The sequence below is a fragment of the Natrialba aegyptia DSM 13077 genome, assembly GCF_000337535.1.
GTDB classification, from domain to species: domain Archaea; phylum Halobacteriota; class Halobacteria; order Halobacteriales; family Natrialbaceae; genus Natrialba; species Natrialba aegyptia.
Window position 1 is genome coordinate 15072 of record NZ_AOIP01000014.1, and the last position, 23825, is coordinate 38896.

General features: G+C 65.0%; 21 protein-coding genes and 1 pseudogene. 11 read left to right on the top strand and 11 right to left on the bottom strand.

Annotated elements, in window-relative coordinates; all coding sequences use genetic code 11:
• Positions 1-26: 26 nt before the first annotated feature.
• Positions 27-1295, bottom strand: a complete 1269-nt coding sequence (locus tag C480_RS03015) for a cation:proton antiporter (protein WP_006664144.1) — start codon at positions 1293-1295, stop codon at positions 27-29.
• A 98-nt stretch (positions 1296-1393) separates the two neighbouring features.
• Between C480_RS03015 and C480_RS03020 the strand changes: the two genes are divergently transcribed.
• On the top strand, positions 1394-2020 hold the full coding sequence (locus C480_RS03020) for a hypothetical protein (protein ID WP_006664145.1): 627 nt from the start codon (positions 1394-1396) through the stop codon (positions 2018-2020).
• A gap of 63 nt (positions 2021-2083) precedes the next feature.
• On the opposite strand, the gene C480_RS03025 is transcribed toward C480_RS03020, so the two are convergent.
• The 3 genes from C480_RS03025 to C480_RS03035 all read right to left on the bottom strand — a co-directional run bounded on the left by C480_RS03025 (position 2084) and on the right by C480_RS03035 (position 5994).
• Positions 2084-3928, bottom strand: a complete 1845-nt coding sequence (locus tag C480_RS03025; protein ID WP_006664146.1) for an acetyl-CoA carboxylase biotin carboxylase subunit — start codon at positions 3926-3928, stop codon at positions 2084-2086.
• Positions 3929-4055: 127 nt separating this feature from the next.
• Positions 4056-4448, bottom strand: coding sequence for a hypothetical protein (locus C480_RS24150; protein WP_006664147.1), 393 nt, complete (start codon positions 4446-4448; stop codon positions 4056-4058).
• Position 4449: 1 nt separating this feature from the next.
• Complete coding sequence (locus C480_RS03035) at positions 4450-5994, bottom strand: acyl-CoA carboxylase subunit beta (RefSeq protein ID WP_006664148.1); 1545 nt, start codon at positions 5992-5994, stop codon at positions 4450-4452.
• Positions 5995-6151: 157 nt separating this feature from the next.
• Between C480_RS03035 and C480_RS03040 the strand changes: the two genes are divergently transcribed.
• The gene (locus C480_RS03040; protein WP_083873332.1) at positions 6152-7492 is read left to right on the top strand and encodes a sodium-dependent transporter; all 1341 of its coding nucleotides are present in this window, start codon (positions 6152-6154) and stop codon (positions 7490-7492) included.
• A 141-nt stretch (positions 7493-7633) separates the two neighbouring features.
• Positions 7634-8417, top strand: a pseudogene (locus C480_RS03045) (ABC transporter substrate-binding protein); the annotation flags it as partial.
• Between the two features lie 579 nt (positions 8418-8996).
• Here the strand turns inward: C480_RS03045 and C480_RS03050 are convergent.
• The 4 genes from C480_RS03050 to C480_RS03065 form a co-directional block, all read right to left on the bottom strand.
• Positions 8997-9896 (bottom strand): metallophosphoesterase, encoded by a 900-nt coding sequence (locus C480_RS03050; RefSeq protein ID WP_006664151.1) that lies wholly within the window; start codon positions 9894-9896, stop codon positions 8997-8999.
• A gap of 11 nt (positions 9897-9907) precedes the next feature.
• Positions 9908-11758 carry a hypothetical protein gene (locus C480_RS03055; protein ID WP_006664152.1) on the bottom strand — a complete coding sequence of 617 codons (1851 nt, stop codon included), beginning with the start codon at positions 11756-11758 and terminating at the stop codon, positions 9908-9910.
• Positions 11755-13074 carry a Single-stranded DNA binding protein gene (locus C480_RS03060; RefSeq protein ID WP_006664153.1) on the bottom strand — a complete coding sequence of 440 codons (1320 nt, stop codon included), beginning with the start codon at positions 13072-13074 and terminating at the stop codon, positions 11755-11757. The genes C480_RS03055 and C480_RS03060 overlap by 4 nt, the downstream gene beginning before the upstream one ends.
• A 127-nt stretch (positions 13075-13201) precedes the next feature.
• Positions 13202-14137, bottom strand: a complete 936-nt coding sequence (locus C480_RS03065; protein ID WP_006664154.1) for a hypothetical protein — start codon at positions 14135-14137, stop codon at positions 13202-13204.
• 399 nt (positions 14138-14536) lie between these two features.
• On the opposite strand from C480_RS03065, the gene C480_RS03070 reads away from it, so the two are divergent.
• Entirely contained in the window at positions 14537-15211 is a 675-nt protein-coding gene (locus C480_RS03070) for a 2,5-diamino-6-(ribosylamino)-4(3H)-pyrimidinone 5'-phosphate reductase (RefSeq protein WP_006664155.1), read from the top strand.
• Positions 15212-15252: 41 nt separating this feature from the next.
• Here the strand turns inward: C480_RS03070 and C480_RS03075 are convergent, their stop codons facing one another.
• Complete coding sequence (locus C480_RS03075) at positions 15253-16257, bottom strand: NAD(P)H-dependent flavin oxidoreductase (protein WP_006664156.1); 1005 nt, start codon at positions 16255-16257, stop codon at positions 15253-15255.
• 172 nt (positions 16258-16429) lie between these two features.
• Between C480_RS03075 and msrA the strand changes: the two genes are divergently transcribed.
• The 3 genes from msrA to C480_RS03090 all read left to right on the top strand — a co-directional run bounded on the left by msrA (position 16430) and on the right by C480_RS03090 (position 18819).
• Positions 16430-16963 carry a peptide-methionine (S)-S-oxide reductase MsrA gene (gene msrA / locus C480_RS03080; RefSeq protein WP_006664157.1) on the top strand — a complete coding sequence of 178 codons (534 nt, stop codon included), beginning with the start codon at positions 16430-16432 and terminating at the stop codon, positions 16961-16963.
• Positions 16964-17077: 114 nt separating this feature from the next.
• Positions 17078-17515 (top strand): CBS domain-containing protein, encoded by a 438-nt coding sequence (locus tag C480_RS03085; protein ID WP_006664158.1) that lies wholly within the window; start codon positions 17078-17080, stop codon positions 17513-17515.
• 83 nt (positions 17516-17598) lie between these two features.
• The gene (locus C480_RS03090) at positions 17599-18819 is read left to right on the top strand and encodes an FAD-dependent oxidoreductase (protein WP_006664159.1); all 1221 of its coding nucleotides are present in this window, start codon (positions 17599-17601) and stop codon (positions 18817-18819) included.
• A gap of 26 nt (positions 18820-18845) precedes the next feature.
• Here the strand turns inward: C480_RS03090 and C480_RS03095 are convergent, their stop codons facing one another.
• Entirely contained in the window at positions 18846-19235 is a 390-nt protein-coding gene (locus C480_RS03095; protein ID WP_006664160.1) for an STAS/SEC14 domain-containing protein, read from the bottom strand.
• Between the two features lie 166 nt (positions 19236-19401).
• On the opposite strand from C480_RS03095, the gene C480_RS03100 reads away from it, so the two are divergent.
• Positions 19402-20160 (top strand): SDR family NAD(P)-dependent oxidoreductase, encoded by a 759-nt coding sequence (locus C480_RS03100; protein WP_006664161.1) that lies wholly within the window; start codon positions 19402-19404, stop codon positions 20158-20160.
• A gap of 51 nt (positions 20161-20211) precedes the next feature.
• On the opposite strand, the gene C480_RS03105 is transcribed toward C480_RS03100, so the two are convergent.
• Positions 20212-20577 carry a winged helix-turn-helix domain-containing protein gene (locus tag C480_RS03105; protein ID WP_006664162.1) on the bottom strand — a complete coding sequence of 122 codons (366 nt, stop codon included), beginning with the start codon at positions 20575-20577 and terminating at the stop codon, positions 20212-20214.
• A 70-nt stretch (positions 20578-20647) separates the two neighbouring features.
• Between C480_RS03105 and C480_RS03110 the strand changes: the two genes are divergently transcribed.
• From C480_RS03110 to C480_RS03120, 3 genes are all read left to right on the top strand, one after another.
• A complete protein-coding gene (locus C480_RS03110) occupies positions 20648-21400 on the top strand; it encodes a cob(I)yrinic acid a,c-diamide adenosyltransferase (RefSeq protein ID WP_006664163.1) in 753 nt (250 codons plus the stop codon).
• Between the two features lie 87 nt (positions 21401-21487).
• Positions 21488-22246 (top strand): ABC transporter ATP-binding protein, encoded by a 759-nt coding sequence (locus C480_RS03115; protein WP_006664164.1) that lies wholly within the window; start codon positions 21488-21490, stop codon positions 22244-22246.
• Positions 22243-23805, top strand: coding sequence for a hypothetical protein (locus C480_RS03120; RefSeq protein WP_006664165.1), 1563 nt, complete (start codon positions 22243-22245; stop codon positions 23803-23805). Before C480_RS03115 ends, C480_RS03120 begins: the two co-directional genes overlap by 4 nt.
• Positions 23806-23825: the final 20 nt, after the last annotated feature.

A 23825-nucleotide genomic window follows, 5' to 3' on the forward strand; every position in this document is an offset into this window, starting at 1 on the left:
CCCCGCACGGTGGGCCGTGCAGCCGATTACCGTTCTGCTGATCTGAGGTGATTGACGACTGGTGTCGCAGTAATCCCGTGGACGACGACCGAGAGCAGGACGACCGCACCGACCAGCGCCCACACCAGGTCCGCGTTGGCAAAGACGGCCTCGTTGAGGGCGTGTGAGAGATAATAGAACGAGCCGATTCCGCGAATACCGAAAAAGGCGATCGTTCCGCGCTCACCCCAGTCGCGGTCGAAACCGAGGAGACCGACGATCCCTGCGACCGGTCGAACGACGAAGACGATTACGACAGCAGCGATTGCGGCCTCGATCGTCAACGGCGCGAGAAGGCCGCCGACGATCGCACCGCCGAAAAAGACCATAATGATCGCCATCACGGCTTGCTCTGCTAACTCGCTGATCTCGTGTAACGCCTCGTTGTACTCGTGCGAGCGCTCGTAGTTCCGAATCAGCAGCGCTGCAATGAAGACGGCGATGAACCCGTAGCCGCCGGCGAGTTCAGTGAGGCCGTAGACGAGCAGCGTCGCGGCGACGGCTTCGAGGCCCTGTACCGATTCGGCGATCTGGGTGGTCGGGTTCGTCAGGAAGACGATGCGGGCCGTCACTGCGCCGAGAACGGCACCGAGTGCGACGCCGACGGCGATTTTGTAGGCGACGGCGACGAGAAGCCACTCGCCGAGCCAGTTGCCGGGAGCGATACCGACGAGGGCGATCGCGATGGCGAGATTCGTAAACGGGAACGCGAGGCCGTCGTTCAGGCCGGCTTCGGAGGAGAGCGCGAATCGGACCTCCGCCTCGTCTTCGCGGGCAGGCGGAGCCTCGATCTGTTCGTTGGTTCCCGAGCCGGGTTCGTCGACCTGGACTTCCGCGGCGAGGACCGGGTCCGTCGGCGCGATGCACGCCCCGAGCAGGACGGCCGTGGGGAGAACCAGGCCCGCGAGTCCCCAGCCGAGCAGCGCTGCGCCGGCAATCGACAGCGGCATCGTGATCGCGAGGAGTCGCCACGTCGACGCCCAGGCGCGAAGTCCGGGCGGGCGGTCGAGTTTCAGCCCGACTCCCATGAGCGCGAGGATCACGCCGAGTTCGGCGAGGCGTTCGGTCGTCTCGCTCTGTTCGAGCGGGTCCGGCGGCGGGAGATCGATCGGGAGGCCAAACACCAGCAAGCCGAAGGCGACGAAAAAAAGCGGCAGCGAAATCGCTCGGTTCGCGACGAGACGGGGCAAGATCGCGACTCCGAAGAGTACGATTCCGACGAGGACGAGGCCGATGTCGTACAACTCGAGTACCATCAGGGACCAGTAACTACCGACAACGGAAGTCTTGAAGCCGATGCAGGCAGATGCAGAACGAATCCCTATGGCGACCGCCACCCCAGGCCGATACGATGATGCGACGCGGCGATTCCTCGGACCGTCAGGCCCAGCCTCGCGACCGTCCCCGAACCGAGACGTGCCGGCGGCGGCTCCTCCGATGGGGCGGTCTCGTCGGCCTCACTTCCCTGAGCGGCTGTACCGCGGATATCGGCGAGGAGTTCCCGCCGAACGAAAAGTGGCCGACCGCCGACCTCGCACCCTCGCTCCCCGTGAGCGAACGATCCACCGTCCTGGAAAACGGAATCGAAGCGATGGCTCCCGAATCGATCGCCGACGAAACCGAGTTCGAGACGGCGATCGACGAGTACGGAATCGACGTCGAAACGGTCGAGCGAGACCGGGACGTGCTGACGATCGAGTACGCCGCGACGGAGCGCTACGAGACGAGTACGCTCCACACCCTCGGCCCGATTGCAGGCGCGTTCGCAGCCCTCGTCGACGCCGGCTACGACGCCACCGCGCTCGCCGTTACCATCCTCGATCCCGCCCCCGACTCGTTCGGCGAAGCCTCGATCGAACGCCCGTGGGCCGAGGCCTACCTCGACGGCGACCTGTCCGCGGCGGAATACGGTGAACTCGTCGCCACGACGGTCGCCTCCGAACGTCACCCGCCGGATGTCGAAGTCTCACCGTCAGAATAGCGTTCTCGCGGTATCGGCCCGTTGTTTCCCGTGATTTCTGCCTCCCGATTCGCCCGAATTTCCTTATTCGAGCACCACCAGCACGTCACCCATATCGACGCTCTGTTCCTCCTCGACGGCGATCTCCGTCACCGTCCCGCCGCGGGAAGCCACGATGTCGTTTTCCATCTTCATCGCTTCGAGCACGACCAGCACATCACCTGCCGCGACCTCGTCGCCCTCCTCGACTGCAACGTCGAGGATCGTCCCCTGCATCTCGGCGTCGACGGTCTCGCCGTCGCCGGCGAACTCGTCGCTGCCGCCGCTGTCCCCGTCCGCCGGCTGTGGCGGACTTGCCGCCCCAGTTCCGGTGCTGGCCGCCGCCCCGTCACCGACCGGAATCGCCGGCGCGCCGTGCTCTGCGAGTTCGACTTCGAAGCGCTTGCCGTTGACCTCGACGGTGAACTCGCGTTCGACGGTCTCTTCGTCGTCTTCGTCGCCGCCGCTGCCGGTGTCACCGCCCCACTGCGCCTGAGCCTCCTCGATGCGGCTCTCGTCGAGTTCGTTGTCGAGGTACTTCGTCGTGTGCGTGCTCGCGACGAACTGCTCGTCGGTGAGCATGAGCCGGTGGAAGGGGATGATCGTCGGGATGCCCGCGATGTCGTACTCGCGCAGGGCGCGAAGCGAGCGGGCGATACACTCCTCGCGGTCCTCGCCCCAGACGACCAGTTTGGCGATCATCGAGTCGTAGTCGGTCACGAGGTCGTCGCCCTGCCGGAGCGCGTCGTCGAGGCGGACGCCGACGCCGCCCGGCGGATCGTAGGTCTCTAGTTGGCCGCCGGTTGCGGGTGCGAAGTCCTCGGCGGCGTTCTCCGCGTTGATCCGGAACTCCATCGCGTGGCCGTCGATGTCGACCTCGTCCTGATCGAAGTCGACTTCCTCGCCTGCGGCGATCTGAATCTGGCGCTTGACGATGTCGTAGCCGGTGATCTCCTCCGTGACGGTGTGTTCGACCTGGATCCGCGTATTGACCTCGAGGAAGTAGAAGTTCGCGTCCGGCCCGAGCGGCCCGTCGCGGCCCGACTCTTCCTCGACGAGGAACTCGACGGTGCCGGCGTTGGTGTAGTCGGCGGCGGCGACCCCGCGGCGGGCGGCCTCGCCGATCTGTTCGCGGAGTTCGTCGGAGAGGGCCGCGGATGGACCTTCTTCGATGACCTTCTGGTGCCGGCGCTGGAGCGAGCAGTCCCGCTCGCCGAGGTGGCGGACGTTACCGTGCTCGTCCGCGAGAATCTGGATCTCGATGTGGCGGGGCTGTTCGAGGTAGCGCTCCAAGTAGACCGAGTCGTTGTCGAAGTAGGCCTCGCCCTCGCGCTGTGCGCTCTCTAACTGGTCCTCGATCTCGCTTTCGTCCCAGACGACCTTCATCCCGCGCCCGCCGCCGCCACCCTCGGCCTTGATGGCGATCGGATAGCCGTGTTCCTCGCCGAACGCCGCGACCTCCTCGGGGTCGGTGACGGGGTCCGTCGTCCCGGGGACGATCGGCACGTCGGCCTCGGACATGATCTCGCGCGCCTTCGTCTTCTCGCCGAGCGATTCCATCGCGTCGCTCGACGGACCGATCCAGGTGATCCCGTCCGCGGCTTCGACCTTCTCCGCGAACTCGGCGTTCTCCGCGAGGAAGCCGTAGCCGGGGTGGATCGCGTCGGCGTCGGCCTGCTGTGCGGCCTCGATGACAGCCTCGTGATCGAGATACGAGTCCGCCGCGCGAGCGGGGCCGACGTTGTACGCCTCGTCCGCGTATTGAACGTGACCGCTATCCGCGTCGGCCTCGGAGTAAATCGCGACAGTTCCGACGTTTAACTCCTCGCACGCCCGCATCACTCGAACGGCGATCTCGCCGCGGTTCGCCACGAGAACCTTCCTGAACATTCCTGTGGGAACGGTTGCGTGGCCACTACCTTACTTTTTCGCAACGAGGCGAGTACTCCTCACGAATAACCGGGAAAGACAGACAGTACCGCGGGAACGCAGTCCCGTCGAACCACCTGCCCGTCGCTCAGAACCGATCCGTCCTGCCGGCAGCGGTCCACGCGTCCGTCGGCGCCGACCGCGGCACTCGGCTGAACTCGCCCTGCTGCGCTCGAACGCGACCCGAGAAGGCCCACCGCTTGCCGTCCCACGTCTCTTCCTCCTGGGCCGCTGCGGCCGCCGCACGCGCCTGATCGTGCAGGTGTGCCCCGATCGCAGCCGCGATCGCCGCCGCCTCCTCGTCGTCCGCATCGGCCGGCAACCCGAGTTCAACACCGGCGGGAAGGCCGACCTCGAGCGGCCGCGTCTCAGTCTCGGCCGAGTCGGGTTCGGTGTGCGCTGCGGACGCCTCGGACTGCGGCAGTTCTGCGCCGTCAGCAGCGCGAGTTTTGTCGCTCGCTTCCGGGTGCTGTGCAGTCATACTAGAGCGGGATGTTGCCGTGTTTCTTGTCCGGGTTCTGTTCGCGCTTGGTCTCTAACATCTCGAGGTCGGCGATCAGCCGCGGCCGCGTCTCCGTCGGGACGATCACGTCGTCGAGGAAGCCCTTGTCCGTCGCCGTGTAGGGATTCGCGAACTCTTCGCGGTACTCGTCGATGAGTTCCTCGCGGAGTTCGTCGGGGTTTTCGGCCTCGGCGAGTTCCTCGCGGTAGAGGATGTTGACCGCGCCTTTCGGACCCATGACGGCGATTTCGGCGGTCGGCCAGGCGTAGTTGACGTCCGCACCGAGGTTCTTCGAGGCCATGACGCAGTAGGCACCGCCGTAGGCTTTGCGGGTGATGACGGTGAGTAGCGGCACGGTCGCTTCCGCGTACGCGTAGAGAAGCTTCGCCCCGTGGCGGATGATACCGCGGTGTTCCTGGTCGGTTCCGGGCATGTAGCCGGGCACGTCGACGAAGGTGACGATCGGGATGTTAAAGGAGTCACAGAAGCGCACGAACCGCGAGCCCTTCATCGAGGCGTCGACGGTGAGCGTGCCGGCGTTGACTCGCGGCTGGTTCGCGACGAGCCCGACGGAGCGGCCGTCGAGGCGGCCGAAGCCGACGACGATGTTCTTGGCGAAGTTCTCGCCGACCTCGAAGAACGAGCCTTCGTCGACGGTTGCATCGATCACGTCCGTCATGTCGTAGGGCTTTTGCGGGCTGTCCGGCACGATCGAGGTGAGCCGGTCGTCTCGCCGGTCCGGATCGTCCCACGGATCGACCCGCGGCGGGTCCTCGACGTTGTTCTGCGGGAGGTAGGAGAGGAGGCGTTTGATGTCGTCTAGAGCCTGCTCCTCGCTCTCGCAGGCGAACTGGGCGACGCCGGTCTTGTCGGCGTGGGTCATCGCGCCGCCGAGTTCTTCGTGGGTCACGTCCTCGCCGGTGACGGTCTCGGTGACGCCGGGCCCGGTGATGTACATGTGGCTCGTGTCCTTGACCATGAAGATGAAGTCGGTGATCGCCGGGGAGTAGACGGCACCGCCGGCGCACGGCCCCATCGTCGCGGAAATCTGTGGGATGACGCCGCTCGCTTCCTGGTTCCGGCGGAAGATTTCGGTGTAGCCGGCGAGGCTCTTGACGCCTTCCTGAATGCGGGCACCGGCGGAATCGTTGAGCCCGATGACGGGCGCGCCGACCTCCATCGCCATGTCCATGACCTTACAGACCTTCTCGGCGAAGACCTCGCCGAGCGAGCCGCCGAAGACGGTAAAGTCGTGTGCAAATACAAAAACTGTTCGGCCGTTTACCTCGCCGTGGCCCGTGACGACGCCGTCGCCCCGGATTTTCTTCTCGTCCATCCCGAACTGCCGGGTCTGGTGGGTTCTGAGCTGGTCGAACTCGGTAAACGTGCCCTCGTCGAGGAAGTAATCGATCCGCTCGCGGGCGGTCATCTTGCCCTTGTCGTGTTGTTTGGCGATTCGGTCCTCGCCACCGCCGAGGCGGGCCTCCTCGCGCAACGCCTCGAGTTCGTCGATCCGATCGTCCATCGTCATGCAGGAACCACCCCGCTTGGATTCATACGCCGTTGTGCGAGGACCAATAGGAAAAGGATTCCGTAACTCCATCACGATTAATAGACATCTAGGTGACATTTCAGCAGTCTCACGGAAAGTTATATATAAGTCCTATTTAAACAGCGTAGGCATGGCACAACGTGAGTCATGGGCAACGAGGACAGGGTTTATTCTCGCTGCCGTGGGTAGTGCTGTTGGGCTTGGAAATATCTGGCGGTTCCCCTACCAGGTGGGTGAGTACGGCGGGGCAGCATTCCTCGTCGTCTACCTGTTGTTGGTCGCACTTGTCGGGTTCCCGGTCATGATGGTCGAGTTCACGATCGGTCGACACACCAAACGGAACCCCGTCGGTGCGCTCAAACGGGTCGGAAGGGGGGCCTGGACAAAAATCGGCTGGGTGTTCATTGCTGCCGGCTTCGTTATTCTCTCGTACTACAGCGTCATCGCCGGCTGGATTCTCCGGTACACGGCCATCGGATTGCAGGGTAATTACGCCGCCGGCGGTGCCGGCGAGCAGTTCATGTCGGTTGCTGGGGGGATGGGATCCGTCGTAACCCACGCCATTTTCATGGCCGCAATTATCACCGTCGTCGCGTTTGGCATTCAGCGCGGGATCGAGTTCTCGGTCAAGCTCATGGTGCCCGCGATCATCGCCCTGCTGATCGGCCTGGCGGTCTACGCCGGAACGCTTTCCGGCGCTGGCGAGGCGTACGCGTACTACCTCTCGCCGGATCTGGGGACGATCGCCGCGAACTGGACCGACATCCTCCCCGCTGCAGCCGCACAGGCGTTCTTCACGCTCTCGCTCGGGATGGGTGTGATGATCACCTATGCGTCATATCTTGGTGAGGACCGGAACCTCGCGAAGGACGGTGCCATCATCGTCGCGCTCGACACCGCAATCGCGTTTACCGCTGGGCTGGTCGCGTTTCCGGTACTCTACACCGCCAACCTGACGGATGTCGTCGACGGACCGAGCTTCATCTTCGTCAGTCTCTCCGAAGCCTTTAGCAATGTCCCGCTCGGCGGGATCCTCGGCGCAGTCTTCTTCGCCATCGTCACGATCGCCGCGCTGTCGAGCGCGATCAGCATCATGGAGGTCGTCGTCTCGTATCTGATCGACGAACATGGCGTCGACCGGCTCCCGGCAACGGTCGGCCTCGGTATCCTAATCTTCCTCGTCGGTCTGCCGGTAGCGTACGAACCGAACGGTCTCAACTGGCTCACCGTGTACGACGGGTTCGCGAACTCGATCCTTCTCATCCTCGGCGGCCTGCTGCTTGCCATCTACATCGGCTGGGTCGCAACCGACCTCGGCCTCGATGAACTCGGCAAAGGGATTCAGGACCTCGGATCGTGGGGAATGGCCTGGATCTGGACGCTCCGGATTCCGGTCATCATCGTGTTACTCGTCGTCCTTGCGCAGAACACGATCGGATACTACGACAGCCTCATGGGTATCTTCGGCTGAGAGACGAGGGTCGAACTGCGAATCGAAACCGAACAGAGACTAGCCTTTTTCAGTCGGTCGCTGCACTGATCCACTGACGAGAACCGTCTCCAGCCGCCATCTCACCTAAACTCTTTTATATGTGTGGTGTGATCATGTACCATAGATTGGGAACTCAACCGACGGCGGGTACTGAGTGGTATCGGTGCAGCAGGTGTGGCCGGTGTGGCCGGCTGTATCGGTGACGAAGGTGGCGTCACAGAAGCGGGCCGGACGTCCTGAACATCATCGGCTATCCCGAAAGCGGCATCCAGATCTTTCGGGACTACTACTCGAACTACGACAACGGAACCGACATTATCGTCCCTGACGGGCTCCAAGACGGCGATCTTCCCGGCGAAGTCGACAACGACATGGAAAACGTCATCGGGACCGCACCGGCCTCGGAAGGACCGAACGAGGATGCTTCAACGACCTCTACGAGGACGAGTTCGGCGACTCGCCGGGCGTCTTCAACTCGCACACGTTCGACGCGGTCGCGGTCTGTGTCCTCGCGAACATCGCAGCCGGCGAGAACGACGGCGAGGCGATCCGCGACCAGATGCGCCGGGTCGCAAACCCCGGCGGCGACGAGTACGGTCCCGGCGAACTCCAGGACGCCGCGGAAGCCGTCGCCGACGGCGACGAAATCTCGTATCAAGGTGCCTCGAGCAGCGTCACCTTCGACGATATCGGCGATCCGGCGGACGCCGGCTACGACGTCTGGGAGTTCGCGGACGGCGGAACTGAGACGATCGATACGGTTGCGTTCGAGGGCGAGGGCCCTGGCGGCGAAATGGCGGACGATTCCCCCGGCGGGACTGACCGCGAGGTAATGGTCGCGATGTTGCTCCCCGAGACCGGCGACCTGGGTGAACTCGGCAGTCCGATGATCCAGGCCGGTGAACCGCAGTTGGGCGATCGAGAACGGGATCGAACGCGTGTTTACAACAGTCATCCACTAGTCGAACAGGACGAGAACAGCCAGTGCGACAGTTCGCTCTGCCCGACACTACTCCTGCCGGTCGACTCCGTTCCCCGGTCCGAGACACAGTACAGTCACGAACCCCGAGAAGATGCCTCCAGACGCCGCTCACTCCATCTCCCACTCCGCATCATCCGCCCGGACGGCCGCTACCTCCTCCCGGTCGCCGAGCACGCGAAAGACGAACCCCGCATCGTCCCGTTCGAACTGCAGATCAATCGTCGTGATATCCGCACTGAACTCCGCTACCTCAGATAGTGATCCTTCCCGCGATGCGGGCGCTTCGAGGCCGTAGTCCTCGTATGCGACCTGTGTCGAGGCGACGACCATGTCTTCCGCATCGTATACGTCCGCATCGATCCCGCTTGTATCCGTCTCTCGAATCTCGAGTCGGTACGTCTGAATCGGCATAGTGGCCGTTCTTCCGGGTATCGGATGGCAATACGGCTTACATGCGCATGCGTCACAGCTCAGACAGCACAGGCACAACTGACGGCCAGATCACACCGACTCGTAGGAGCCAAGCCGAGTCCCATCGAGAAGATACGCCTCTCCGTCCGCGAGGCCGTCCGGAAGAAACGGCGAGAGAAACGACTGCTCCGGCAGGTTCACCCACGTCCCCCCGACGAGTTCATTGAACGCCGGGAGGACGATAATCTGTGGTGGCTCGGCCGTCCCATTGTCCGCGAGCCACGGCAGTGTCGCGCCGAAGTGGTCGCAAAACGGGTCCGGGTCGAGCCGTCCGCGGAGCCAGACGCGTTCGACGCGACTCCCGCCGACTTCGTCTTCGAGGCGGACGCACGGGTGTTCGTGGCCGAGACAGACGACTGATGAGCCGAGAACGGCGCGCGAGGGCCAGGTGTGTCCGTGACAGACGCCGACGGTGCCGGTGTTGGTGCTAGTGCCCTCGGAACCATCGGGGCCGAGCGCGATACCGTCGCCGGAAACGATGGTTACCGACCCCGCTGGCGGACCCGCCGAGGGGACTGCTCCATCGGCTGGCTCCAGCCACGTCTCGATCGCGCCGTCGTGGTTGCCTTTCACGATCGTCACGTCGAGCGATCGCAACGGTTCGGATTCGAAGAGCACCTCGAGTTCAGCTCGCTCGGCACCGCCGGGGTCGCCGATCGAATGCATGAGATCGCCGAGGACGACGAGGCGGTCGGGATTGGTGTGCTCAATGAGCGAATAGAGACGTTTGCGGCGCTCGGGGGCGTGACTGGGAACGTCGACGCCGCGTTCGTATCGCAAGCCGGCTTCGTAGCCGGCGTGGTAGTCCGCAATGAGAAGCGCCCGCTCGGTCCCGAGATCGGCGAGGGCGGCCGGTTGGCCGGGGACGGGTTCGACGTGGGTGGTCGAAGTCTCGTTCTCGTGGGTGTCGGGCGGGCGGGAATCTCGCATGCCGAACTCGATCAGATCGCTTTGAGCGTTTCGTCGCTCGATTCGTAGCACTGCCCGCCCATCAACGCGTCCTGAATCGCGTCTTCGACGTCGGCCTCGGACGCGCCGGTGTCGGCGGCGACGGTTTCGACCAGCTCCGTGCGGTCCGCCCCGTCGCCGTCGTCTAGCTCCTCCATGATGTCGACGACGTGGGCCTGGAGGTCGACAGCCTCCGACTCCTCGGGCTCTTCGGCCTCAGTCTCGTCCGCATCGGTCGCGTCCACGTCACTCGCGCCGGTGTCCGGTTCCGGCTCTTCCGTCTCCAGGTCCGGTTCCGATTCCGATTCCGCTTCGTCGTCTCCCTCGGATTCGGTCTCGAGATTCGACGCCGGCGGTGCACCGAGGTCGTCGCTCGCGCTCGCACTCGCACTCGTTTCCGTGTCCGTGTCCGCCGCTGTCTCCGCTTCGTTCGATTCACCGTCGCCAGCCGTCGCATCGTCGGCGGCGTCGGCGTCGGTGACGTCCGCAGCGTCCGGCACATCGATGTCCGCTTCGCCCGGATCGTCGACCTCGGTCCCCGTCGTGAACTCGGTCCCGAACTCGTCTTCGATCTGCTCGCGCTCTTCGTCGTCCATCTCGTACATGCCGCTGTCACCGGGATCGGGATCGGGACCGGAACCGGTATCGACATCAGCATCAGCATCGAAGTCGCCGAGCGATTCGGACCCTGCATCATCGGCTTCGGTCGATTCGGCCGTGTCGTCCGTGGTATCCTCGGAATCTACAGTCCCTTCAGTACCGGTAGTTTCCTCGGGATCCGTCGTACCGGCTTCAGTCGCCGCGCCGCTGGACGCATCCGTTTTTTCGCTCGCTGCAGCCGTCTTGCTCTCGTCCGACTCGAGTTCATCGTCGGCTGTGACCTCGTCACCGGACTCGTCGAGATCGACGCTCGTCGTTTCCGTTTCGGTCGCCGTACCGGTGGCGGCCGCCGTCTCGTCGGTGTTTGCCGGCTCGTCGCCCGCTGTTGCCGTTGCCGCAGTGGCCGTGTCGACTGTCTCCGACTCGGCGTCCGTCGCTCCACCAGCGCCACCAGCGAGTTCACGCTCGTCGATATCGAGGCCGTCGCTGGCAGCAAGCGACGCGAGCGAGTCGAAAGTCGCGTCCCCGCCCGTTTCGTCCGGTCGAACGGTGAACTCGCCGACCTCGTCGCGGTCGTTCGCGACGACTTCGACCGCCTCTATCGCACAGTCGCGAAGCGCGGCGAGGTACGACGGCGTCGTGCCGTAGTGGTCCCGTGCGAGCGGGATGCCCGCCGCGAGGCCGAACTCGACGCCGGCCTCGCGCAGGGCGTCGGTCACCCCGTCGTCGCTCGCGTCCGGCAGCGAGTCGAGCGTCGCAGCCTCGGCGTAGGTGCCGATGCGCTCGATGGTCTGTTCAGCCGTGGTGACGACCCACCGGTCGCGCGTTGGGGCGTCGACCGCGGCGATGCTCTCCGGCCGAATCGACGTGTAGACGCGGTCGCCGTCGTCGGGTTCGAACGTGCGAGCTTTGCCGGTCACCGCGACGAACGCCGGCGGTTCGACCTGCTCTAAGAAGGCCAGCGCATCGGGCTGGTACTGCCCGGCGTAGACGACGAACGCACCCGTCGGATCGACGACGCGGGCGCGAACCATCTCGTCGTTGACCGCCGTGACCTCGGTGAGCGTCCCGACGGCGAAGACGCGGTTGACCCGGGCACCGGTCGGTGAAACGACGTAGTTCGGCGCGCGCTCCTCGTCGCTCTCCGCGTACGACAGCGAGGCGTCGTCGTACTCCGCCGCGAAGAGCCGATAGGCGATCTCGCGGCCCGGAATCTCCTCGTCGTCGGAGCCGTTTGCGCTCATGCGTCCACCTCCTCGGCGTCCGCGCCATCATCGATCTCCGCTACCTTCTCAACCGCCTCGAGGAAGGTGCGTGCACGCGCCTGCGCATCGTCGTCGCTCTCCTCGAAGCGTTCCGCGTCGAGATTCGCCCCGTACTCGTCAACCGAGAGGTGTCCGCGCACGCTGAACTCGCGGCCGACGATGCGCTCGCGGATCGTATCGGCGACGACCGACTGGTCCATCGCCTCGCGCGCTTGCTCGAGGGCGTCGTCGAGGGTGCCGCCGTAGACAGCCGCGGTCAGTTCGTCGTCCAGTACGACCGTGACGGTGCCGGTGCCGTCGTCGAGGATCGCCTTCACGCGAAGGTCGTCGATCCCGTCGACGTCGCCGTGGGTCCGGCACTGCCCTTTCTGAATGACGCGGTAGCACTCCGGACAGCGCTGGATAATTCCGGAGCCGTCCCGCACCGCGATCACGTTGCCGACGAGTTCAACGTCGTAGATGCCGCCCGTCGCGACGGCCTCGCTGACCGCCATCGTCGTCGTGTCCGCACCCACCTCGATCTCGCGGTCGAGTTCGGTGACCGTCGAGAACTCGGAGACGTTGACCTCGGGGACGCCGCGGAACTCCTGGACGTAGGCGTTTTCGATGCGAACGGGGCCACCGTCCTCGATTTCGGGAGCGGGGTCCCAGTTCGTGAACGGGAGGCGGCCGCTCTCGTCGCCGACGACGCCGCTCAGGATTTCCGTCTCGCCGTCGCGGCCGTCGATCGTCCGGCGTTCGCACTCGAGGACGGCGACCTCGACGGCTCTCGCGCGGTCTCCCGTCTGGAGGTCGGCGAGGGTCGCCTCGCCGCCGATTTCCTGCGTGAGCTGCAGCGACTCGTCGACGAACGAGAGCGAGGTGCTTTCCCCGAGGTTGAGTTCGGGTTCGCCGTCCCACTCGCGGACGCCGGCATTGCCGGCGGTGATCGTGTCGCCCGGCGAGAGCCCGAAGTCCTCCCAGGCGGTGTAGTCGATGGTGCCGGTCTCGTCGGCGAGTTCACCTTCGACGATGACGTGGTCCGATCCCTGGTAGCGGATCGATCGCTTGCCGGCGGTCAGGACGGTGCCCGTGACGGTGACGTTGCCGTCGTCGGGCGTGATATCGCCGATTTCCTTGCTTGAGGGGGAACCGCTGCCGCCGCTCGAGCCGTCGCCGTACTTTCGTCGGAGGCTCTGTTTGGCTTCGTCGACCGGAACGCTGTACTCCACGAGATTCTGCAGGTCGGATTTGACCTCCTCTTTGTCAACGCCGAGGTCGGAGGCGAGATCCTCGGCATGATCGTCGAGTTCCATCACTTGCCTTTCGTGTGGGGGCTTCAAAAGCGTTCCCGCAACGGGGTGAAAGTAAAGCGTTCGAACGGATTTCGGCGGACCGAGTTCGCCGGTGGACCGCGGGCGTGACCGGATGATGAAGACGTTGTTAGTCCGCGTAGCCGAGCGCCGAGAGACGTTCCTCGACGTCGCTCTCGTCGGATTCGGCCGATTCGTCGGCTGCGGTCGGCGTCTCGATCGTCTCCTCGGGGGCGTCGCCCGATCGCACAATCTGTTTTCGCTCCGTATACGGCGGAACGAACCACGGGACGGTGTTCAGTTCCGGCATCCGGATGTTCGTCGGGTGGAAGTAAACCGGGACCGGGAACGGCGTGGCCCACTCGCCGAGCGCGTTTCCGTGATCGGCCGTGATCACCGTCTTCCCCGGGAGATCCTCGGCGAGGGGCACGGCCTCCTCAAGTACCCGAATCAGGTTGTCGCGATAGGCTTCCCAGAAGACGCCTTCCTCGATCTCGCCGTTTTGCAACTCTTCCCAGACGAATCCGGGCGCATCGTCCATCGAATCTTCGAGCATCATATCCCGAAGTCCGCTCGTGATGTCGCTGTCGACATCGAGTTGCGTTTCGCCGATGAACGGGACGTGGGGCTGCATGAAGTGAGCGATCAGCCGCTTGTTCGGGTAGGTGTCGTGAGCGGACCGGGCGCGTTCGGAAAGAACCGCCGGGAGAACGGTCCCTGCCTCGTCGTCCCAGTCGTCGATCCAGGCGCGGTCCGTATCGTAGAACGCGTCGTCAAGAATTCGTTTTTCGTGGGGGTTCGCGGTGACGTAGACGGTGTCGTTGTGGGTCCGTCCCTCGAAGTTCTCGGAGAGGAACTCCGGCGACGAACTGCCGCGAGACTGAAACCGGGAGAGTTCGCCGTCTAACGAGTTCTTGGCATAGATCTGCGTGAACAGATCGTATCGACAGCCGTCGAGAATAATCAGGTTGTCCCAGTCCGCATCCATGACGTACTCGCCGTCGTTTCCCCGAATCCGCTTCTGGATCGGACCGAGAACGGAGGACAGCAGGAGTTGCCGTCGCATAAAGGGAGACGTCAGTGTTCCCTTCGCCATAGTCAGTTTTTCCTGTAGGGCCATGAATGACTGTTCATTCACAGCGATTAAAAGATTACCGAATGTGATTTCCGAAAACAACAAACACGGTGGGAGTTGGGATCGTACGCTTCAACCCAGAGACCAAATATTCCGGGCGTTGGGCCGAGGGAGCTCGAATTCGTAGATGCATGGCCTAGCCGGTACGGAAGACGACACAGGGGCGAACAGGAAAGCGCTGACTCGCCCGCAGTGAGTAACGGACCACAACTCACGAGTTCACTGTGCCGCCATCGGCTCGCCACTCGTGGCGGACGGATCGCACGCCGTGACTACCACCGGCGGCGACGGACACCGTAGCTTCTTGGGGATTCCCGCCAGAGGGGGCGTATGCACGTCGTCGTCAACGCCGCCACGAGTGCGGACGGCAAACTCTCCTCGCGCCGGCGCGAACAGGTCGCCATCAGCGGCGAGGCGGATTTCGACCGCGTCGACCGACTCCGGGCCGACAGCGACGCCGTCGTCGTCGGCGTCGGCACCGTGCTCGCAGATGACCCCCACCTCACCGTCAAGGACGACACCCTGCGCGAGCAGCGCCGCGAGGCGGGCGAGCCGGCGAACCCCGCCCGCGTCGTCGTCGACTCCACCGGTCGAACGCCGCTCGACGCCGCCGTCCTCGACGATGCCGCGACGACGTACGTCTGCCTGACCGAATCCGCACCCGTCGAACAGCGACTGGATCTCGCCGACCGCGCCGAACTCGTGACCGCGGGCGACGAACGGGTCGACCTCCTGCGCGCCTTCGCCGCCCTCCAGAACCAGGGCCTCGAGCAGCTCATGGTCGAAGGCGGCGGCGAACTCATCTTCTCGCTGTTCGACGCCGGCCTCGTCGACGAACTCTCCGTCTTCGTCGGCCCGACGATCATCGGCGGTCGGGACGCGCCGACGCTGGCCGACGGCGACGGCTTCGTTGCAGACTTTCCCGAACTCGAACTCGCGGACATCGAGCGACTCGACGACGGGGTGCTGTTGACGTGGCGCGTCGCGGACGGAGCCGGAACGTAAGGTCGTCCGACACCCGCGGCTCAAGATCGCCGGCGTGGCGCTCACCGAGTTCGGTCGAGCGCCGCGAGCGTTTCGTCGGCGAGTTCACGCACGAGTTCAGCTGCGGGAAGCACGTCGCGCGTGATGCCCGCACTCTGGCCCGCATACAGCGGCAGTTGCTCAACCTCGCCGCGTAGCTCTGGAGTGGCAAGCGAATCTTCGTATCGGCGGACTGGCGTTCCGTCTCCGGTTTCCGCGACGGTATCGTTCGAGCCCGGACGGTCGGTTTCGGGTTCCCCTGCGGCTCGCCAGTTTGCGACGGTTTCGTTTTCGAGCACTCGGTGTGGAGCGTTCGGCCATCCCTCGTCGTAGAGGGTGGCGTAGACGGTCTCGGTTTCGCTCGCGTCGAGCACTCGCTGCCGATAGAGCCGGTGAACGCGGGCTTCGGGGGTTGCCAGGAATCGCGTGCCGAGCCACGCCCCGGCCGCGCCGAGCGTGAGCACGGCACCGATTCCGCGTCCGTCCGCGATGCCGCCGGCGGCGATAACCGGCGTGTCCGGCACGGCGTCGATCACGCGGGGAACCAGCGGGAGCGTCGCAACGTCGCTCTGGACGTGACCGCCGGCCTCCCAACCCTGTGCGACGATACAGTCGACGCCTGCGTCGACGGCGGCCATCGCTTCGTCGGCGCTTCCGACGGACTGCAGTACCGTCCCGCCGTGGTCGTGAATCCGCTCGACGTAGGGTGCGGCGTCGCCGAACGAGAAGGAGAAGACATCGACTCCTTCCTCGAGACAGCAGTGGATGTGCGTCTCGGTTGGAACCGTCTTCGCGTCCGGATCGACGACGATATTCACGCCGAAGACGCCGTCCGTTCGGCGGGCGGTTTCGGCGACGGCCTCGCGGGTCTGAGCTTCGTCCCGCCAGGTGACGGCCAGCATGCCAAGGGCACCGGCATCGGCGGCGGCAGCAGCGAGTTCGGGACAGGTTGCACTGCCGATGGGCGCTTGCACGAGCGGCACGTCGAGGTCGAGCACTTCGGTGAGCGAGGTTTCCAGGCGCGACATAGCCGAAGGGAAACGGTTTGTCGGGCCGTCGCTTGAATCTGGTGCTCCCTGCGTTCGTCCGGTTGTCGGTCGATCGTCGCCCGATCGCATTGGTCCGGCCGTCGTCGTCCGGTCATCATCGTCCGCATCCACTCCCGTCACATCTATCCTCCCGCAGCACCTACGAGCGGGTATGGAACGAGCTACGTTCGGCGGCGGCTGTTTCTGGTGCGTCGAAGCGGCGCTCGAAGCGCTCGACGGCGTCGAATCGGTTACCTCCGGCTACGCGGGCGGCCACACCGAGAACCCGACCTACGAGGAGGTCTGTTCCGGACGCACCGGCCACGCGGAGGTCGTCCAGGTCGAATACGATCCGGCCGACATCGCCTACGAGGACCTGCTCGAGGTCTTCTTTACGATCCACGACCCGACGACGAAAGACCGCGAGGGGCCCGACGTGGGCTCGCAGTACCGCTCGGCGATCTACGCCCACGACGACGAGCAACTCGAGACGGCCGAGGCCTTCGCGGCTGAACTCGAGAACGAAGGGCTCTACGAGGGGATCGTCACCGAAATCGAGCCGCTCGAGACGTTCTACGAGGCCGAGGAGTACCACCAGAACTACTTCGAGAAGAACCCCAACGACGCCTACTGCTCGATGCACGCGGCACCGAAGGTCGAGACGGTCCGCGAGAAGTTCGGCCCCGACGCGACCGCGGAGCACTGAGTTTTCGACGGAGCCGAACCGGCGGTCTCGGAGCCTACTGCTGCTGCCTACGACGGTGCGCTCATTCGAAAGCTTCCGTTTGAATACCGGACCCGTGATAGCGTTCTCTAAACGATGCCCGTTGGAAACCTCGGTCCGGACGACGTTATCACGGCGAATCGCGACGCTGAGCTCGGCGAAATAGCGCGGCTACTCGCGGAGGAAAACGTCGGCGCGATCGTCGTTACCGACGATAGTGGCACCGAACCCGTTGGGATCGTCACCGACCGCGACGCGGCGCTCGCGATACACGACCACGACGGTGAGGATGTCGCGTCCGCGACGGTCGACGAGGCGATGACGGCCGATCCGGCGACGATCCGCGAGGACGCGGAGTCGATCGAAATCTCGAGGGCGATCGACGAACACGGGGTTCGTCGGTTCCCGGTCGTCGACGACGACGGCGAACTGACCGGAATCGTCACGCTCGACGATCTCGTCGCGACGATCGGCGAACAGCTCGACAACGTCGCCGATACGATCGAACGGCAGTCGCCGGAGTACAGTCCGTAACGCCGCTCGGTCCGAATCCGTCGTTTCCAAGCGGAATTCCCCGGCAGTGAAACATACGTCCCGCTAGAGCACCTGCGTTCAGTATGGCCCACTCGACTTCGGTTCTCGTCATCGGCGGCGGCGCAACCGGCACCGGAATCGCCCGCGACCTCGCGCTCCGCGGCGTCGACGTAACGCTCGCCGAACGCGGCGGCCTCTCGGCGGGCGCATCCGGTCGTTCACACGGCCTACTCCACAGCGGCGCTCGCTACGCCGAGTCCGACGCGGCAGGCGCGCGCGAATGCATCGAAGAAAATCGCATCCTGAGAGGCATCGCTGGCGAGTGTGTTCGGGAGACGCGCGGCCTCTTCGTCCAACTGACCGACGACGACCCGGCCTACTTCGACGCGAAACGCGACGCCTGCGAGGAACTCGGTATCCCGGTCGACGTCATCGACGGCGATATCGCACGGGACGCCGTTCCAGAACTCTCGGCCGACGTCGAACGGGCGATGTGGGTCCCCGACGCCGTCGTCCTTCCCTCCCGGCTCGTCGCGGCGAACGCCGCCGATGCGCGCGACCACGGCGGCGACATCCTGACCCACGCGCCGGTGAACTCGATGACCGTCGAGGACGGCCGGATCACGAGCGTCTCCCTCGGCGGCGAGTTCAGCGAGACGATCGAGCCGACGGTCGTGGTGAACGCGGCCGGCGCTCACGCCGGGGAGGTCGCCGAACTGGCGGGTGTCTCGGTCGAAATGCGGCCGACGCGGGGCGTGATGGTCGCGGTCGAACACGGGGGGCTCGGCCCGGTGCTCAACCGCTGTCGAGAACCCGCGGACGGGGATATCGTCGTTCCCCACGAGGACGAGGTCGTTCTCGGGACGACGAGCGTCCCGGTGTCCGATCCTGACGAGTTCAGCCGCGAGGAGTGGGAGGTCGAGCAGACGATCCAGGAGTGTGCGACGATGCTGCCGTCGGTGTCCGACGCACCGCAGCTTCGGTCGTGGTGGGGTGTTCGCCCGCTGTACGAGCCGGATGAGGCGGCCCGCGGGGGTCGCGGGATTTCGCGCGGCTTCTTCCGAGTCGAGCATGCGGACGATGGCGTCGAGAATTTCGTCAGTATCGTTGGCGGCAAATTGACGACCTACCGGCGGATGGCCGAATCCGTCGCTGATCTGGTCTGTGAGCGACTCGGCGTCGACGAGTCGAGTTCGACCGCAGAACGCGAGTTACCCGGCGCGTCGGAGCCGGCTGAACTCGACGCGTTCGTTCGGGAGTTCGACGGACAGGGGCCGACGGATACGGATCTCGTCGGGCGATAGGTTGCCGTATCGCCTGTAGAAAGCGGTTACTGCTCGCGAAGCCACGCCTCGGCGTCGTCCCGATTGTCGAAGATCCGCGAGGTCGTGTTCTCCCCGACTTCTGAGACCATGTCTTCGACGGACATGTTGGCGACGACGCTCTCGGGCTGGATGATCGCCATGTTCCGGAGCGAGGAGTCGAACGCGCGCGGGTGCCAATCGTCCTGGGTCCACTCGCGGTCCTCCGGGGTGACCGTTCCCATTTCTCGGAGGTCGGCGAGCCAGTTCCGGGCGTTCTTCTGGATCACGAGGTCGAGCCCTTCGTCGAGGCCGTCGCGGTAGGTATCGCCCTTCGAGAAGTCCTGCCAGTTCATGACGACTGCATCGAGCGTTCGATTCCATTCGACGGTCAGCGAATCCGATTCGTAGTGTGCCATTACAGTAGTGGAGACATATATGATTTATAAAGATTATTGCCACATATTCGATCTAAAATAGGACGACCTATTTTTTAGATGGTATTGTGAGGGGCTCACTAACGAAATACGGCGGAATTACAGGTTCCCAAAACAGCTATCCATCGTCGGGCCGATAGAACAACTAATGCGACTAGTCGAAGATCAGGTGGCAGTCATCACCGGTGCGGGGTCCGGAATCGGGCGCACGACCGCAAAGACGTTCGCCGACCAGGGAGCAGCCGTCGTCGTCGCGGACGTGGATACCGACGGCGGGGAGGCGACCGTCGACGCGATCACCGACGACGGCGGGGAGGCGACGTTCGTTCACGCGGACGTTTCCGATCCCGAGGACGCCGAGGGGATGATCGAAACCGCCGTCAGCGAGTTCGGCGGGATCGACGTGCTCTTTAACAACGCGGCGATCGAGGGGCCCGTGTCGCGACTCAACGAGTACGACAACGACGCCTTCGAGCAGGTCATCGACGTGAACCTGAAAGGCGTCTGGTACGGGATGAAGTACGGCATCGAGGCGATGCTGGCCGACGGCGGCGGCTCGATCATCAGCGCCTCCTCGATCGGCGGCGAGGTCGCCGTGCCCCAGTACAGCGGCTACGGCGCGGCCAAGGCAGCCGTCAGCCAACTCACGAAGTACGCGGCGATCGAGTACGCCGAAGAGGGCATCCGCGCGAACGCGATCGCTCCCGGCATCGTCCGCACGGAGATGATCGAACGGACGATCGACGAGCACCCGGAAATGGAAGCGCAGTTCCAGGAAACCGAGCCGATGCCCGGCCTCGCGGACCCGGAGGAGATCGCAAACGCCGTGCTCTTCCTCGGCTCCGATCTCTCCTCGCGCGTGACCGGCGTCACGCTCCCCGTCGAAGGCGGCTACCTCGCACAATAAGCCGGCCGCACCGGTTCGTCGCTACGGTTCGTCGCTGCGAGTCGGTCGTTCTCAGTCCTCACTGTTGCGCAGCCGTTCCCGTAACTCGAGCGACTGCGTCGCTGCCCGGCCGAGATCGACGCTGAACTCGCGGTCGTCGTCGAGTTCGATATCGATCCGGTCGAAGGTAGCGACGTAGTGGGTGCTGTCGTGGCGACCGCGGTGGTGTTCGGTCGTCTCGGCGATGAGTGCCGCGTCTCGGAGGCGGTCGAGTTTTCGGTAGGTGGTCGACAGCGGAAGGTCGGTTTTGTCGGCGACTTCGCGGGCGGTCTGTGGGGTTTCCAGGAGGGCAATGATCGCTCGACAGTCGGGATCGTCGAGGGCATCGATGATCGCCGCGAGCGGCGGCGTTTCACCGGTCGAACAGTCGAGGGACATCGCAACTGCGTAGGGATCGAGGACTCAAGACGGTTGTGTCGGATTCGAGCGGTGCGACAGGAATAGCTACATGTACGGTCGGGTCGACGGCTGGGATATGGGCGAGGATCGGACGCCGGAGACGGCAGATACGCCGGAATCGGTTGCATCGACTGAGGCCGTCATCGAAAACACGCCAGGACAGGGCCGAACGCCGGAGGCGGAGCGGATCGAGCCGGCAGCGCCCGACGAGTTCGGACTCGTACAGGTCTGGTGGGGCGACGGAAAGGGGAAGACGACGGCGACGCTCGGAATGGGGATGCGCGCCGCGGGTCACGGCTACCGCGTGCACGTCCTGCAGTTCATGAAAGGCGGGGCATCGAGCGTCGAGGCCGTTCGCGGCGAGTACAACGCGATCGACGCGCTGCCGGGAATGAGTTACGAGAACCTCGGCCACTACGGCTGGCACGGCATGGCGGACGGCAGCGACGAAGCACAGCACGAGGCCGAAGCGCAGGCGGGCCTCGAACGCGCCCGCGAGGTTCTCACCGCAGCGAGCGAGGTCGACCTCGGCGCACCGCTCGACCTCGACGGCGATCCCGAGGACGGCGTCCACATGCTCGTCCTCGACGAGGTGCTCTACGCCGTCGAACGCGACCTGCTCTCTGAAGATGACGTACACGACCTGATCGATGCGAAGCCGGCCGATCTCGAACTCGTACTCTCCGGCGGGCACGATGAGCCGACGTATCTCGAGAAGCGCGCGGATTTGATCACGAACGTTCGAAAGGAGAAACACCCGATCGAAGACGGCCAGCGGGCGCGTCGCGGAACGGAATTCTGATTCTGCTCTCCGCCGCTCTCACCGCCCGCGGTGGCAGGTGGGTGCCAGCACAGTTATTACCAGCCACTGTGAATGACTGTTCAACTGATGGGTATCCTCCGAGTCGATGAGTTGCGCAAGTCGTACGGAGCCGTCCGGGCGGTCGACGGAATGTCTTTCGACGTCGAACGCGGAGAGTTGTTCGGCTTTCTCGGGCCGAACGGTGCCGGCAAGACGACGACGATTCGGTCGCTGACCGGCCAGATCGTCCCCGACGGGGGAACGATCAGCGTGCTGGGAACGGACCCGACGACAGCCCCGCTCGAGACGAGACGGCGGGTCGGTATCCTTCCGGAACAAGCCTCGCCGCCGAGTTTTCTCACGCCGCGGGAGTACCTCGAGTTCGTCGGCGACGTGCGCGAGTTAGACGAAGCGGCTGTCACGGCGGGTATCGAGCACTGGGCGGAGCGACTCGGCTTCGCGAGCAAACTCGAGACGCTGCATACGGACCTCTCTCGGGGCCAGCAACAGAAGGTGATGATCGCGCAGGCGTTCATCCACGAACCCGACGTGGTGTTGATCGACGAGCCGCTTGCGAACCTGGACCCGCTCGTCCAGGAGCAGGTCAAGCAGTTCCTGACCGCGTACGCGGCCGACGATAACGCCATCTTCGTTTCGACGCACAACATCGACGTTGCGGCCGACATTTGCACGCGAGTCGGCATCGTCGCCGACGGCCGGATCGTCACCGAGCGGTCGCTCGTCGACGAAACCGGCGACTCGCTGCTCGAGACCTTCCTCGAGCACGTCGACGACGCGAACGCTCGCGACATGCCGGCGCTCGAACGGACCGAAATCGAAGCATGAGCGGGGAACAGACCGGGCAAGACGAGCCACAAACCGGCCAACTGGAGCGTGTTACCGATATCGGCGGCGGCATCGACAGCGGTGGCGTCGACAGCGGCCGCGTTGGTGGCATCGGGAACGGCACGAACCGCCTCCTGTTTACCACCCTCCTGCGCGAGGAGTGGCGGCTCCACACGCGACTGTTCGGCGGCTGGCGCTTTGCCTCCTTTCCCCTCCTGATCGTCCTCCTCGCCGCCGCCGCGACCGTCGCGCTCCTCGAAACCGGCACGGCCCCCTCGACCATCGTCCTCGGCCTCCACGCCCTCGCGCTCGGGTTCGGCCTCTACAGCGGCACCGCCGGCTTCGCCGGCTCGAACATGCTCGAAAACGTCTTCGGCCGGCTCTCGCTCGTCCTCTCGTCGGCGTCCACGCTTCCGCTCTCCCGCCGGCGGCTCCTCGGGATGTTCCTCGTGAAAGACGCGCTGTTCTACGCCGTCGTCTTCGTCCTCCCGATGGCCACCGCCGCGATCCCGATCGGCGGCCTCTCGGCGACGACGCCGACTGAACTCGTCGCGTTCTGGCTCTCGCTCTCGCTCGTCTTCGCCGCCGGCATGACGGCGACCGTCGCCCTGATCGCCGTCCGAACGCGGGGCGTACCGACCTGGACAATTGCGTTGGCTCTCGTCAGCGCTGCCGCCGGGACCTGGGCGCTGGACGGACCCGCCGCGATCGAATCCGTCCGCACGCTGGTCGTCCCGCTGTCGGGATCCCTCTCCGCGGCGGGCGGTCTGGCGATCGGAACGGTCCTCGTCGCCGCCGCGTCGCTCGCGCTGTACGACCCGACCTACGGCCGGCCGACGCGGACGGCGAGCGATCGGTTTTCCCAGCTACGGGCCGCCGGCGACCGACTGCCGTTCGCGGACGATCCCCTCGTCGTCAAAACGCTGCTCGACCTCTCGCGCTCGGCCGGCGGCGTCTGGAAGCCGTTCGTCTCTGCCGGCATTTTGCTGGCGCTGGTCGCCGCACTCGTCGGCGTCGTCCGCGAAATCACGGGCATCGAACCCGCGCCCGGCATCTTCTTCGGTGGCGTGCTGGGTCTCGCCGCGTTTACGACCTACAACTGGCTCACGCAGTTCGACTCGCTCGAGTTCTACCTCACCTATCCGGTCGCCATCGACGACGTGTTCCGCGCCAAGCGCGCGGCGTTCGTCCTCGTCGGGACGCCGGCGGTCGCCGTGCCGTACCTCGCCGCCGTCATCCGGTTCGACGCGACGCTCGTCGACGCCGCCGTCGGCGCGATACTGCTCGCCGGCTACGGCCTGTACTACTACGGGCTAACGGTCTCCATCGCCGGGTTCGATCCGAACGAGTTCCTCTTCGATTCGGTCCGCTTCGGAACCTTCACCGTCGGCGTCGCGGTCGCGATCGTCCCGACGCTGGTCGCGGGATTCGTCGTGGTCCCACCGACGCCGGCGCTCGCGGCGGCCCTGGCCGTCGCCGGAATCGGCTTCGGCGCGCTCGGCATCGTGCTCTCGGGCCGGGCGGGGCCGAAGTGGGCCGAGCGGTACCGGGACGAGTAACGCCCTGCTGAACTCGCGCT

Excerpts from the sequence above, each read along its gene's own strand:
- C480_RS03020 (WP_006664145.1), top strand. The coding sequence starts at position 1,394 with ATGCGACGCGGCGATTCCTCGGACCGTCAGGCCCAGCCTCGCGACCGT.
- msrA (WP_006664157.1), top strand. The coding sequence starts at position 16,430 with ATGGAACGAGCTACGTTCGGCGGCGGCTGTTTCTGGTGCGTCGAAGCG.
- C480_RS03050 (WP_006664151.1), bottom strand. The coding sequence starts at position 9,896 with ATGCGAGATTCCCGCCCGCCCGACACCCACGAGAACGAGACTTCGACC.
- C480_RS03040 (WP_083873332.1), top strand. The coding sequence starts at position 6,152 with ATGGCACAACGTGAGTCATGGGCAACGAGGACAGGGTTTATTCTCGCT.
- C480_RS03035 (WP_006664148.1), bottom strand. The coding sequence starts at position 5,994 with ATGGACGATCGGATCGACGAACTCGAGGCGTTGCGCGAGGAGGCCCGC.
- C480_RS03120 (WP_006664165.1), top strand. The coding sequence starts at position 22,243 with ATGAGCGGGGAACAGACCGGGCAAGACGAGCCACAAACCGGCCAACTG.
- C480_RS03115 (WP_006664164.1), top strand. The coding sequence starts at position 21,488 with ATGGGTATCCTCCGAGTCGATGAGTTGCGCAAGTCGTACGGAGCCGTC.
- C480_RS03060 (WP_006664153.1), bottom strand. The coding sequence starts at position 13,074 with ATGGAACTCGACGATCATGCCGAGGATCTCGCCTCCGACCTCGGCGTT.
- C480_RS03085 (WP_006664158.1), top strand. The coding sequence starts at position 17,078 with ATGCCCGTTGGAAACCTCGGTCCGGACGACGTTATCACGGCGAATCGC.
- C480_RS03065 (WP_006664154.1), bottom strand. The coding sequence starts at position 14,137 with ATGCGACGGCAACTCCTGCTGTCCTCCGTTCTCGGTCCGATCCAGAAG.
- C480_RS03015 (WP_006664144.1), bottom strand. The coding sequence starts at position 1,295 with ATGGTACTCGAGTTGTACGACATCGGCCTCGTCCTCGTCGGAATCGTA.
- C480_RS03110 (WP_006664163.1), top strand. The coding sequence starts at position 20,648 with ATGTACGGTCGGGTCGACGGCTGGGATATGGGCGAGGATCGGACGCCG.
- C480_RS03090 (WP_006664159.1), top strand. The coding sequence starts at position 17,599 with ATGGCCCACTCGACTTCGGTTCTCGTCATCGGCGGCGGCGCAACCGGC.
- C480_RS03055 (WP_006664152.1), bottom strand. The coding sequence starts at position 11,758 with ATGAGCGCAAACGGCTCCGACGACGAGGAGATTCCGGGCCGCGAGATC.
- C480_RS24150 (WP_006664147.1), bottom strand. The coding sequence starts at position 4,448 with ATGACTGCACAGCACCCGGAAGCGAGCGACAAAACTCGCGCTGCTGAC.
- C480_RS03075 (WP_006664156.1), bottom strand. The coding sequence starts at position 16,257 with ATGTCGCGCCTGGAAACCTCGCTCACCGAAGTGCTCGACCTCGACGTG.
- C480_RS03095 (WP_006664160.1), bottom strand. The coding sequence starts at position 19,235 with ATGGCACACTACGAATCGGATTCGCTGACCGTCGAATGGAATCGAACG.
- C480_RS03100 (WP_006664161.1), top strand. The coding sequence starts at position 19,402 with ATGCGACTAGTCGAAGATCAGGTGGCAGTCATCACCGGTGCGGGGTCC.
- C480_RS03070 (WP_006664155.1), top strand. The coding sequence starts at position 14,537 with ATGCACGTCGTCGTCAACGCCGCCACGAGTGCGGACGGCAAACTCTCC.
- C480_RS03105 (WP_006664162.1), bottom strand. The coding sequence starts at position 20,577 with ATGTCCCTCGACTGTTCGACCGGTGAAACGCCGCCGCTCGCGGCGATC.
- C480_RS03025 (WP_006664146.1), bottom strand. The coding sequence starts at position 3,928 with ATGTTCAGGAAGGTTCTCGTGGCGAACCGCGGCGAGATCGCCGTTCGA.